The sequence below is a fragment of the Thermomonospora catenispora genome, assembly GCF_006363815.1.
GTDB lineage: Bacteria > Actinomycetota > Actinomycetes > Streptosporangiales > Streptosporangiaceae > Thermomonospora > Thermomonospora catenispora.
In genome coordinates this window covers 18,905-30,446 of sequence record NZ_RRYT01000013.1, presented here as the reverse complement: position 1 = coordinate 30,446, position 11,542 = coordinate 18,905, and the positions used below count along the sequence as shown (strand labels likewise).

9 protein-coding genes are annotated in these 11,542 nt (G+C 71.9%); 1 reads left to right on the top strand and 8 read right to left on the bottom strand.

Annotated elements, in window-relative coordinates; genetic code table 11:
• Positions 1-34: 34 nt before the first annotated feature.
• The 4 genes from EIO00_RS12285 to EIO00_RS12270 form a co-directional block, all read right to left on the bottom strand.
• Positions 35-1,279 (bottom strand): acyl-CoA dehydrogenase family protein, encoded by a 1,245-nt coding sequence (locus EIO00_RS12285; RefSeq protein WP_140178275.1) that lies wholly within the window; start codon positions 1,277-1,279, stop codon positions 35-37.
• A 59-nt stretch (positions 1,280-1,338) separates the two neighbouring features.
• A complete protein-coding gene (locus EIO00_RS12280; protein ID WP_140178273.1) occupies positions 1,339-3,210 on the bottom strand; it encodes a CASTOR/POLLUX-related putative ion channel in 1,872 nt (623 codons plus the stop codon).
• A gap of 67 nt (positions 3,211-3,277) precedes the next feature.
• The gene (locus EIO00_RS12275; RefSeq protein ID WP_241661300.1) at positions 3,278-3,631 is read right to left on the bottom strand and encodes a DUF488 domain-containing protein; all 354 of its coding nucleotides are present in this window, start codon (positions 3,629-3,631) and stop codon (positions 3,278-3,280) included.
• A gap of 144 nt (positions 3,632-3,775) precedes the next feature.
• A complete protein-coding gene (locus tag EIO00_RS12270; protein ID WP_161602710.1) occupies positions 3,776-5,500 on the bottom strand; it encodes an ABC transporter ATP-binding protein in 1,725 nt (574 codons plus the stop codon).
• A 590-nt stretch (positions 5,501-6,090) separates the two neighbouring features.
• On the opposite strand from EIO00_RS12270, the gene EIO00_RS12265 reads away from it, so the two are divergent.
• Complete coding sequence (locus tag EIO00_RS12265) at positions 6,091-7,140, top strand: rod shape-determining protein (RefSeq protein WP_140178267.1); 1,050 nt, start codon at positions 6,091-6,093, stop codon at positions 7,138-7,140.
• Between the two features lie 79 nt (positions 7,141-7,219).
• On the opposite strand, the gene EIO00_RS12260 is transcribed toward EIO00_RS12265, so the two are convergent.
• Genes EIO00_RS12260 through EIO00_RS12245 form a run of 4 tightly spaced genes read right to left on the bottom strand, consistent with a single transcriptional unit; the run spans position 7,220 to position 11,436 of the window.
• Positions 7,220-8,395, bottom strand: a complete 1,176-nt coding sequence (locus EIO00_RS12260) for an ABC transporter ATP-binding protein (RefSeq protein ID WP_140178266.1) — start codon at positions 8,393-8,395, stop codon at positions 7,220-7,222.
• 7 nt (positions 8,396-8,402) lie between these two features.
• Positions 8,403-9,233, bottom strand: coding sequence for a carbohydrate ABC transporter permease (locus EIO00_RS12255; RefSeq protein ID WP_140178264.1), 831 nt, complete (start codon positions 9,231-9,233; stop codon positions 8,403-8,405).
• The gene (locus EIO00_RS12250) at positions 9,230-10,150 is read right to left on the bottom strand and encodes a carbohydrate ABC transporter permease (RefSeq protein ID WP_140178262.1); all 921 of its coding nucleotides are present in this window, start codon (positions 10,148-10,150) and stop codon (positions 9,230-9,232) included. The genes EIO00_RS12255 and EIO00_RS12250 overlap by 4 nt, the downstream gene beginning before the upstream one ends.
• On the bottom strand, positions 10,147-11,436 hold the full coding sequence (locus EIO00_RS12245) for an ABC transporter substrate-binding protein (RefSeq protein WP_206664120.1): 1,290 nt from the start codon (positions 11,434-11,436) through the stop codon (positions 10,147-10,149). Before EIO00_RS12245 ends, EIO00_RS12250 begins: the two co-directional genes overlap by 4 nt.
• Positions 11,437-11,542 lie beyond the last annotated feature (106 nt).

The window sequence follows — 11,542 nt, the reverse complement described above, 5'->3', positions numbered from 1 at the left end:
CGACATTTCCGGCGTCCCGCCGCGCGTCCGGCGGCTAGCGGCCCAGGTAGCCGAACAGGTGACCGGCGACCCGGCGCATCTGGATCTCCTCCGAGCCCTCGGTGATGCGGTACCGGCGGTGGTGCCGGTAGATGTGCTCGAACGGCTTGTGCCGGGTGTAGCCGAGGCCGCCGTGGACCTGCATGGCCTGGTCGGCGGCCTGGCAGGCGAGCCGGTTGGCCCGGTAGTTGCACATGGAGACCTTGTCGCTGACCTCCATGTGGTGGCGGGCGTCCAGCTCGGCGGCGGTCTTGCGGACCAGGGTGCGCAGCATCTCCGCCTCGGTGTGCAGCTCCACCAGCGGCCACTGGACGGCCTGCCGTTCGGCCAGCGGCCTGCCGAAGACGATGCGCTCGCGGGCGTAGGCGACGCTCTCGTCGATGCAGTACTGCGCGACGCCAACCCCGGAGGCGGCCTGGCGGATGCGGTTCTCGTGGACGAACGCCTGCGCCACCTCCAGGCCCCTGCCCTCTTCCCCGACGATCGCCGACGAGGGCACCCGCACGTCGCGGAGCTCCACCTCGGCGTGGTCGGTGGGCATGTTGAACGTCCACCAGTAGAAGGGGATCTCCACCCCGGGGGCGTCGGTCGGCACCAGGAAGGCGGTGATCCCGCGCGCCTCCCCCGGCCGTCCCGAGGTGCGGGCGAACACCAGGTCGTGGGTGGCGCGGTGCATCCCGGTGTTGAACCGCTTGGTCCCGTTGATGATCCAGTCGCCGCCGTCCCGCACGGCGGTGGTCTCCAGCCAGGTCGCGTCGCTGCCGTGGCCGGGCTCGGTGAGGCCGAACGCCACCGCGCGCTCCCCGGTGATCTGCGGCTCGCAGAACTCCTCTTTCTGCTCGGGGGTCCCGAACGTCCAGATCAGCTGCACGACGGGGAAGTTGCCGACGATGCTCGTCTCATCCTGCAGGTCGTTGTGCAGGCCGAGCCCTTTGCGGGCCAGGTGCTCGCGGATGTAGGCCATGCCGAGGTTGGTGCCGTCGCTCCCGCCGAGCTCCTTGGGCAGGGCGTAGCGGTAGAGCCCGGCGGCGTCGGCGCGGCGGCGGACCTCGGCGAGCAGCTCCTCCCACTCGGGGCGGGGCAGCCCGCCGTTCTCGAAGTCGGTGCGGGCCCACTCGCGCCGGTGGTCGAAGAACCGGATGTTGTCGTCGGCGGCTTCCAGCGGCTTGATCTGCTCCTCGATGAAGGCGTCGATGTCGGCCAGCAGACGGGCGATCTCGGGTGGGGCGGTGTGATCCACGGGCTGCTCCTCACGACGCAAGCGAACGCTTACCCGCAGCCTAACCCGGCCCGTCCCCGTCAGTCCTCGGCGATCACGATGACCCGGTCGTCGGGCGAGAGGGTCAGCGGAGCGGCCTTGTCGGGGTTGAGGACGATGCCGTAGGTGGGCGGCTCGTGGAAGGCGTTCCACAGCCGGTAGCCGATGGCGGTCTGACCGCGCCGCCGGGCCGCCTCGATCACCGTGGCGAAGTTCGCCTCCACCCCCGGCGCGAGATAGTCCTCGGCGGGCTTGAGGTAGATCTCCGAGCCGGCCGGGTCCAGCAGGTCGAAGAACACCTCGTGCAGGTGCCGGTTCTCGCTGAGCTGGGTGAGCATCAGACTGATCAGCTTGTCGCTGACCACGAAGTCGTCGGCCTTGGTGACCTGGGCGACCTCCCGGTCGGCGTCGTCGTTGATCTCGCTGACGATGGAGTAGGGGTCGCCCAGCCCCTCTTCCATGTCGCGCAGGTGCAGCAAGGTGACCAGGGTGCGGGCGTCGGCCAGGCGCGGGTCGAACGCCTCGTCCGAGAGCACCACCACGTGCTGGTAGGAGCCGACGTCGAGGGAGTCCAGGAAGGCCCGGGAGGTGTCGTCGCCGTGGACGAAGCCGATGCGCAGGTTGCGCAGGCCGGTGAGCTGCGGGCGGGGGTCGGCGCACAGCCCGGCGACGGTCAGCTCCGAGCCGGCCTCCACGAACTCGTCCAGCAGCCTGATGATCTTGGGGGCCCGGTGGTTCCAGCCCAGCATCAGCGTCCGGCTGGGCGCGGAGGGGTGAGGACGGGCGGTCCCGATCGCCTCCTCCACCACCGGCGGCCGGTCGGCGGCCAGTTTGATCAGCAGGTCGTCCTCGGCCAGCACGATCATCTCGTCGCCGGGGGCGATCACGGTGTCCATCGGCGGGTTGAGCATCGACTCGCCCTCGCGCCGCAGCCCCACGGGGATGCCCAGCTCATAGGCCAGCAGCGCCTCGCCGTAGGTGGCGCCCACCAGGCTCGGCTCGGGCCGCATGTAGAACTCATGGCCCTTGAAGTCCAGCAGGTCGGTGCACACCTGGGACAGCCCCGACTGGCGGTGCGACTGCACGATCAACCGGATCGCGATGTCGTCGGCGTCGATCACCTGGGCGGCCGGGCCGCCCGCCAGCCGCGCCGCGGGCAGATTGGCCGAGTCCTGCACGGCGGCCACCACGTGCGGCCGGGGCTCGTCCCAGGACCGGGTGTTGAGCGACAGCAGCACCTTGATCACATAGGTGTCGGGGTCGGGCATCGGCGGGGCCAGCACCACGATCGACCGCGCCGTGGAGGGGCTGACCAGCTCCAGGTCGGCGACCTTGAGCGGGTTGCCGTGCCGGCACACCACGCGGATGCGGCCGGTGTCGCCGACGCGGGCGCGGATGGCGTCCTCCATCTCGACCTTGTCGCAGTCGGCCAGGATCGCCACGGTGGTGCGGCGGCGGCCCTGGTTGGCCTCGGCCAGCTCCGACAGCACCGTGAACACCTGGTCCGACCAGCCCAGGATCACCGTGTGGCCGCTCTCGACGATCCGTGAGCGTCCCTTGCGCAGCTCGGTGAGCTTGGCCTCCAGCCCGGTGGTGAGCACGCCGATGAAGGCGCTGACGATCAGCAGCCCGCCGAAGGTGGCCGCCAGCATCAACCCCAGGTAGGGGGCGCTGCCGGTGTCGTCGCCCATCGTCCCGGGGTCCAGCGTGCGCAGCAGGCTCCGCCACACCACCCCGGGCCAGTGGCCGTTGTCGGCGGCGTCGCCGGGAGCGATCACCACCGCCAGCGTCGCCACCGAGACGATCAGCACCGCGGAGGCCAGCCCCAGCCAGCCGACCAGCGCCGGGGTGCCCTTGGACATGGTGTTGTCGAACCAGTACCGGATCCGGTCCCGCCATTTGATCGACGCCACCCGTACCTCCCCGTTCGGGCGGCACGCTAGCAGCACAAGTCAGGACATCCGGCACATCCCTGAAAGATCACCCGTCAGCGAGCAGCGCGTTCAGATGCTCACGGAGGACCACCGCCTGGTTGTGCTCGGTGTCCTTGGCCGAATACAGCAGGGTGACCGGGCCGCGGCGAGCGGCCTCCAGCAGCGGGCGCAGCACTTCGGGCCGGGCCTGGAGCTCACGGCGATAACGCTCGGCGAACTCGGCGAACCGCTCGGGGCGATGCCCGAACCATATGCGCAGCTCCGCCGAGGGGGCCGCATCGCGCAGCCAGCCGTCGATGCGCAGCTCCTCCTTGCGGACGCCGCGCGGCCACACCCGGTCCACCAGGAACACCGCGCCCTGCTCCGGCGGCGGGTCGTACACCCGGCGAATCTCGATCATCGGACACCTCCGAGAAGACCTCGCCTCCATACCGGGGAGGACGTCGAGTCCTCGGCATACCCGCTCCGCCCCTCCGGGCGGGCGCCCTCCCCCGTTCTCCTCGCACGTCCCCGAACGCGGGCGGCGTCCCGGGCCGGTGCACGGTCACCACAGGCGGACCGCCCGGCCGCCCCCGGCCGCGACGACCAGCCCCCGATAGCAGGGGCTGCTCTCCAGCAGGTCCTCATGGGCGCCGGCGGCGGTGACGCGGCCCTCGTCGAGGACGACGATCCGGTCGGCGTCCCGCACCAGGTCCGGCCGGTGGGTGACGACCACCACCGCCCGCTCGGCGGCGAGGCGGGCGACGGTGCCGGCGTCGAGCCGCGGGGACGGCTCGTCCAGCAGCAGCAGCGCCGGGCGGGCCAGCAGCGCGCGGGCGAGCGCGATGCGCTGCCGCTCGCCGCCCGACAGGGTCGCGCCGCGGTCGGCGACCGGGGTGTCCAGCCCCTGCGGCAGCCGCTCCACCAGCCGGGACAGCCCGACCAGCTCGATCACCCGCTCCAGCTCCGCGTCCCCGGCGCGGGGCACGGCGTAGGCGAGGTTGTCGCGCAGCGTGCCGCGCATGATCGGGCAGTCCTGCTCCACCAGCCCGATCGCCGACCGGTACGCCGAACGCTCCAGCTCCGCCAGGTCGGCGCCCTCGAACAGGATCCGGCCCTGGTCGGGCTCATAGAACCGCTCGATCAGCGCGAAGAGCGTGGACTTGCCCGCGCCGGGCGGGCCGACCAGCGCCACCAGGCCGCGCCGGGGGATCCGCAGCGACACCCCGCGCAGCACCGGCCGGTCCGGCGCGTATCCGAACCACACGTCCTGCAGCTCCAGCAGCGCCGGCTCCCCAGGAGAGCGCACCTGGGGCGGCACCCCGTCGCCGTCCGACTCCCGGGGCCACGCCATCGCCTGGCCGATCCGGCGCAGCGCCCCCGTCCCCTCCTGGATGACGCCGATCGCCTCGACCAGCGCCCCCAGCGGCCCGGTCAGGAACACCAGGCACATCACGAACGCCGCCAGATCCGCCACCGCGATCTCCCCGGTCGCCGCCCGCGCCCCGCCGACCAGCACCACCAGCAGGAACGAGCCGGTGATCGCGGCCTCTCCGGCCGGCCCCACCATGGCGTCGAACCGGGCCGTCCGCACCTCGGCGGCGCGGGCGGCCCGCGCCCGCCGGACGATCCGGGCCTCTTCCCGGGCCTCGGCCCGCGCCGCCCGGACGGTGCGGATCGCGCCGAGCGCGCGTTCCAGGTCGGCGGCCATCTCGCCGGTGGCCTGCCGGGCGTGCAGGGAGGAGGCGCGCATCGCGCGCAGCGCCCCGGCCGGCACCGTCACGGCCGCCGCGATCAGCGCCGCGGCCACCGCGAACAGCACCCGGTCCAGCCAGATCATCAGCGCCGCCGCCCCGACCAGCCCGATCACCCCGGTGATCAGGCCGACGAATCCGGCGGCGACCGTCCGGCGCAGCGCCGCGGCGTCGGCGGTCGCCCGCACGATCAGGTCACCGGCGCGGTGCCGCTCGTACACCGGCATCCGCAGCCGCAGCAGGTGCCCGGTCAGCGCCTCCCGGACGGACAGCACCACGCTCTCCCCGGTGCGCGCCAGCGTGTACCGGCGCAGCCCCTCCAGCAGCGCCTGCGCCACGAACAGCGCGACCAGCACGGCGAGCACGCCCCAGGCGATCCGGCCCGTCTCGGCGTCCTCGATCGCCCGGCGCACCAGCGGCGGCTGCGCCAGGCCGAGCGCGAACGCCGCCAGCGTCACGATCGTCCCGGCCGCCACCGGGCCGCGATGCCGGGCGGCCAGGTCCAGCAGGTCGGCCCGCACCTCGGCGCGCCTCATGCCGTAAAGAAGCGGGCGGCGGGCCGGCGGCGCGCGGGCGGAGTCGCGCGGCGGAGTCCGCCGCGGCCGGTGCGTCCCGACGGATCGCGATGTCTCACGGACCTCCTTTGATCGACCTTTGTGAATACGACCGAAAAATCTGCGCCTGTCGGCTCGCCGGCCTTGCCTGCAGCGATGCGGGTCCGCGGCCGGCATCAGCGAGTCTCTCCGTCGCCACGGGGCTTGTCCAGCACGCTCCAAATCCCTGACGAAGTGACCGGAAAGGATTTTCGAGGAACATCGCGGGCCGGCAACGCCTCGGCAAAGCACACCATTTCTCCAGGTGAACGTCACACAACGGAACAGATGTGTGTCGCCCGGCGCCGCGAGACCCGGCCTCGCCGACGGCGGGCGACCCCGCAGAGCATGACCGTTTTGCCGTCTGCATGTCCGGCCGACCGAAGAGACGTTCTTTTCCGCGACTTGGCGATGAGCACGCTACGCCCGGGTAGATATCGGTCACCGATGCACCGGTCGCCACCGACCTCCGCATATTCGTGCGTGCGGGATGTTCCACGGATTCCGCACGCTCGCGCCCCGAAGGGAGTGCCATGCGGCTGCGCGATTTCCCGTGCCGGGACACCGCCGTCGATCTGGGCAGCCGCACCGCCCGGGTGCACCTCCGGGGGCGAGGGGTGGTGGCCGTCACGCCGACCCTGCTGGCGCTGGACGACGCCACCGGCGAATACCTGGCGGCCGGCGAGGAGGCGCTGGAGCTGCACGCGCGGGCGCCGGTGGGCATCCGGTTCGTCTGGCCGTTCGAGGGCGGGGTGCTCAACGAGGTGGAGACCGCGCGGCGGCTGCTGCGGCATCTGCTGCGCCGCGCCCACCGCCGCCGCTACCTGACCACCCCGCGGATGGCGGTGGCGGTGCCCAGTCAGATCACCGACGTGCAGCAGCACGCCCTGGCCTATGTGGCCTGCGGCGCGGGCGCCCGGTCGCTGACCATGGTGCCGACCCCGCTGGCCGCCGCCCTGGGCGCGGGGATTCGGCTGGACGAGCCGCCCGCGGTGCTGATGGTGGACGTGGGCGCGGTGACGACCGACCTGGCGGTGCTGTCGCTGGGCATGATCGTCGTCGCCCGCACGGTGCGGGTGGGCGGGCAGGACCTGGACCGGGCGATCGCGGACCATGTGCGTCGCGAGCGAGGCGTGCTGATCGGCCTGGACGCCGCCGCCTCCATCAAACGGCGGATCGGGGCCGCCCCCTGGCACGACCATGTGCTGGTGCACGGCCGCGACCTGGACACCGGGGTGCCCAAGCCCGTCGTGCTGACCGCCGCCGAGATCGGCGCGGCCGTCGAACCCCCGCTGCGGACCCTGGTGGAGGAGCTCCGCTCCCTGCTGGAGCACTGCCCGGCCGAGACGGTCGTCGACCTGACCACCGGCGGCATGGTGCTGACCGGCGGCGGCGCGAAGCTCACCGGGCTGCCGGAGCTGCTGTCGAAGCACACCGGCCTGCCCGCCCGGGTGGCCGAGGACCCGGCGTCGGCGGTGGTGCTGGGCTGCGCCGCCTGCCTGTCCGGAGGACTGGCGCTGCAGACCCGCCGGCTCCACCGCGACCGGCGGGACGGGTTCCTGGCCGTCCCGCGCAGCCTGTGAGCGTCCTCGCCGCCCGCATCACCGATCCGACGGCCCGGCCTCCCGCCGCGCGGACGGGGGACGTCCGCCGGGCGCGCGGCTATCCGGCGACGACGTGCTCGGTCAGCGTGGCGCCGCTGTCGGGGTCGAACAGGTAGACGGACTCGGGGGAGAACCACACCTTGAGCGGACGGCCCTCCGCGGCCTTGGACTTGGCGTCGAGCCGCACGGTGAGCTGCGCGCTCTCCGCCGCCATGTCCTGGGTGCCCCGGTCCCGCGACAGCGCCTCCAGATGCTCGGAGCGGACCGCCTCGACGGCGCCCAGGTCGAAGAAGGCGATCTTCTCCGCGCCCAGCGACTCCACGATGTCCACGGTCCCGGTGTAGAAGACCCCCGGCTCCCGGTCGCGCATCAGCTCGGCGTCCTCGAACGCCTCCGGCCGGATCCCGAGGATCACCCGGCGCGGCTCCACGGTGCCGCGCGGCATCTGCGACCCCAGCGGGATCGTCCCCAGCGGCGTCCGCACCCCGTCGACGGTCAGCTCGCCGGGCAGGAAGTTCATCGGCGGCGACCCGATGAACCCGGCCACGAACAGGTTGCGCGGCCGGTCGTACAGCTCCTGCGGCGTGCCGACCTGCTGGATCACCCCGTCCCGCATGATCACGATCCGGTCGCCCAGCGTCATCGCCTCCACCTGGTCGTGGGTGACGTAGACGGTGGTGGTGCCCAGGTCCTTTTGCAGCCGGGAGATGGTGGTGCGCATCTGCACCCGCAGCTTGGCGTCCAGGTTGGACAGCGGCTCGTCCATCAGGAACGCCTTGGGGCTGCGCACGATCGCCCGGCCCATCGCCACCCGCTGCCGCTGCCCGCCGGACAGCTGGGCGGGCTTGCGGTCCAGGTAGGGGGTCAGCCCCAGCAGCCGGGCGGCGTGCTCGACCTTCTCGGCGATCGCCGCCTTGTCCAGGCCGGCCAGCTTGAGCGGGAACCCGATGTTCTGCGCCACGGTCATGTGCGGGTACAGCGCGTACGACTGGAAGATCATCGCGATGTCGCGGTCGCGGGGGGCGCGTTCGTTGACCCGTTCGCCGTCGATCCGCAGCTCGCCCTCGGTGATGTCCTCCAGCCCGGCGATCATGTTGAGCACGGTGGACTTCCCCGAGCCGGAGGGGCCGACCAGGATGATGAACTCCCCGTCGGCGATGTGCAGGCTGAACTCGGCGACGGCCACCGTGTCGCCGTAGCGCTTGGTCACCTTGTCCAGCACGATCTCGGCCACGGGCCCCTCACCCCTTGACGGCTCCGCTGGTCAGCCCGGAGACGATCCGGCGCTGGAAGAACAGCACGAAGATGATGATCGGGATGGTCACGATCACCGCGGCGGCGGCGATCGATCCCGCCGGGTCCTCGAACTGCGTGCTGCCGGTGAAGAACGAGATGGTGGCCGGCGCGGTCCGGGCCCGGTTCGAGGAGGTCAGCGAGATCGCGAACAGGAAGTCGTTCCAGCAGAAGATGAACGTCAAGATCGCGGTGGTCACCATGCCGGGCATCGCCAGCGGCGCGATCACCTGCCAGAACGCCTGGAAGGGGGTGGCCCCGTCCATCTTGGCGGCCTGTTCCAGCTCCCAGGGGATCTCCCGCAGGAACGACGAGAGGGTGAAGATCGTCAGCGGCAGCGCAAAGGTGATGTAGGGGATGATCAGTCCCGGCCAGGTGTCGAACAGCCCCAGCGCCCGCTCGATCTGGAACAGCGGGCTGACCAGCGAGATCTGCGGGAACATCGCCACCAGCAGCGAGACCGCCACCAGCGTGTTCTTGCCGGGGAAGTCCAGCCGGGCGATGGCGTAGGCGGCCATCGTGCCGAACACGATCGCGATCAGCGTGGCGATCAGCCCGATCCCGATGGAGTTGATCAGCCCTCGGGTGAAGTCGGGGTTGTCGAAGATCCCCGCGTAGTTCTCCAGCGTCCATCGGCGCGGGATGAACGACCCGTCGCCGAACGTGCTGGGGTGTTTGAACGACAGCGAGACGATCCACAGCACCGGGATCAGCACGTACAGCGCCACCAGCAGGTCCACCGCCAGCCAGCGGGCCCGGGCGCCGCGGTCGGTCCTCATCGCCGCTCCCCCTGGGTGCCGGGGGCGCTGATGCCGAACGCCCGGATGAACAGGACCGAGATCGCGGCCACGGTCAGGAAGATCAGCACCGACATGGTGGAGCCGATGCCGAGGTTCAGCCCGCCGATCAGGTTGCGGTAGGCGAGCAGCGACACCGAGCCGGTGTCGGCGGCCCCGCCGGTCAGCACGTAGATGTTGTCGAAGATCCGGAACGCGTCCAGCGTGCGGAACAGCAGCGCCACCAGGATCGCCGGGCGCATCAGCGGCAGCGTCACCTGCCAGAACCGCTGCCAGGCCGTCGCCCCGTCCATCGAGGCGGCCTTGAGCAGGTCGTCGGGCACCAGTGCCAGGCCCGCCATCAGCAGCAGCGCCATGAACGGCGTGGTCTTCCACACCTCGGCCAGGATGATGATCGCCACTCCGGGGATCTTCTCGGTGAGCGGGGCCGATCCCGGCGGCAGCGCCCCGGCCAGCCAGCCGGTCCCCGGCGTCCAGGCGTACCGCCAGCCGTAGGCGGCGACCACGGTGACGATGCCGTAGGGGATCAGCACCAGCGTGCGGATCACGCCCCGCCCGATCAGCGTGCGGTACATGGCCAGCGCCAGCAGCATCCCCAGCACCAGCTCGATCGCCACGCTGATCACGGTGATCACGACGGTGACCCAGAAGGCGTTCCACCAGAACGGGTCGGTCAGCACGGCCGCGTAGTTGCTCAGCCCCACCCACGCCCGCTCGTCGGGGAAGCGCAGGTCGTACCGCTGCAGCGACAGCAGCACCGCGTACAGGATCGGCCAGCCGGTGACCAGCAGCATGATCAGCGCCGCCGGCGCGCACAGCCACAGCGCCAGCCTCCGCTGCGCCGTCTTCTCCTCGCTGATCCTGCGTCGGGCGTGCCGTGCGGGCGCCCGGGTGCTCATGGCAGAACCCCCTTGCTGCTCAGCGCGTCACCGATCAGGTCCCGCAGCCGCGCCTCGGTCCGGACGGGGACGATCTCGTCGGGGGGCGAGAGGACGGCGGAGGTGACGGTGGAGACGTTCTGATAGGTGGGGGTCTTGGGGCGCGGCGCGGCGGTCTCCAGGGCGTCCAGGATGGCCTGCCGCATCGGGTAGGCCCGGGCCATCTCCGGCTCGTCGTAGACGGCGCGGATGGTGGGCGGCAGCCCGTCGCGGACGGCGGCGATCTTCTGGCTCTCGGCGTCGCGCAGGCACAGCGCGGCCTCGAACGCCTCCCGCGGATGCCTGCTGTAGGCGCTGACCCCGAAGTTCGCGCCGCCGAGCGGGGCCCGGCCCGGGCCGGTGATCCCGGGGTAGGGCGCCCATTTGAGGACGCGCAGCATGTCGGGCCGGTTGGCGGCCATCGACGCGTACACGAACGGCCAGTTGATCTGGTAGGCGGCGCGTCCGCTCTCCATCGCCAGCCGCACGTCGTCCTCCCGCATGCTCGACAGGGACGGGTCGGCGGCGGGAGAGCGGGCGAAGGCCCGCATGACGCCCAGCGCGGTGAGCGCGGGCGCGCCCAGCTGAACGCGTTCGCCGTCGGGGGTGAGGATGGCGCCGCCCGCCGACTGGATCAGGCTGTTGAACCACACCACCAGGCCCTCGTAGCGGGCCCCGGTGATCCCGCCGCGGTGCGGCTTGCCCTGGGCGGCGAGCCGGGTCGAGGTGCGGATCAGCTCCTCCCAGGTCCGCGGCGGCTCGGGGATCAGGTCGGAGCGGTACCACAGGAGCTGGACGTTGGTGTTGTAGGGCGCGGCGTACAGCCGGCCCTCCCAGACGGCGGTCTCCAGCGGCTTGGCGAGGGTGCCGGCGCGGGCGCGACGCTCATATTCGCCGGTCCAGGGGCGGATCCAGCCGGCCTCGGCCAGCTCGGCGGTCCAGGTGACGTCGAGGCCGAGCACGTCCAGGCCGGGGTCGGCGGCGGCGAGCCGGCGCACGAGCTGCTCGCGCTGGCCGTCGGCGTCGCGCGGGAGGGTGTTGAGGACGATGGTGTAGCGGCCCCGGGCGAGCCGGTTGCAGCGGTCGACGAGGACGCCGATGTTCTCCTGGGGCGCGTTGTAGAGGTTGACGGTGGGCCGGCGCGCGCTCTCGCCCCCGCAGCCGACGATCGTGCCGCCCAGCGCCGCCGCCAGCGCCAGCGCCCCCGCGCGCGTGCGTCCGGAAGTTCCGGAAGGCCTGTGACGTGTCCTCGAGCGAGCCCTCCGCATGCGGGAGCTCATACCCACCCTCGAAATGATCACCCACGGTGATGAGCGCAGCTCAGCGCATATATACCCGCTATTTCCTATTGACTTAGTGGTGAATTTCTGGGAT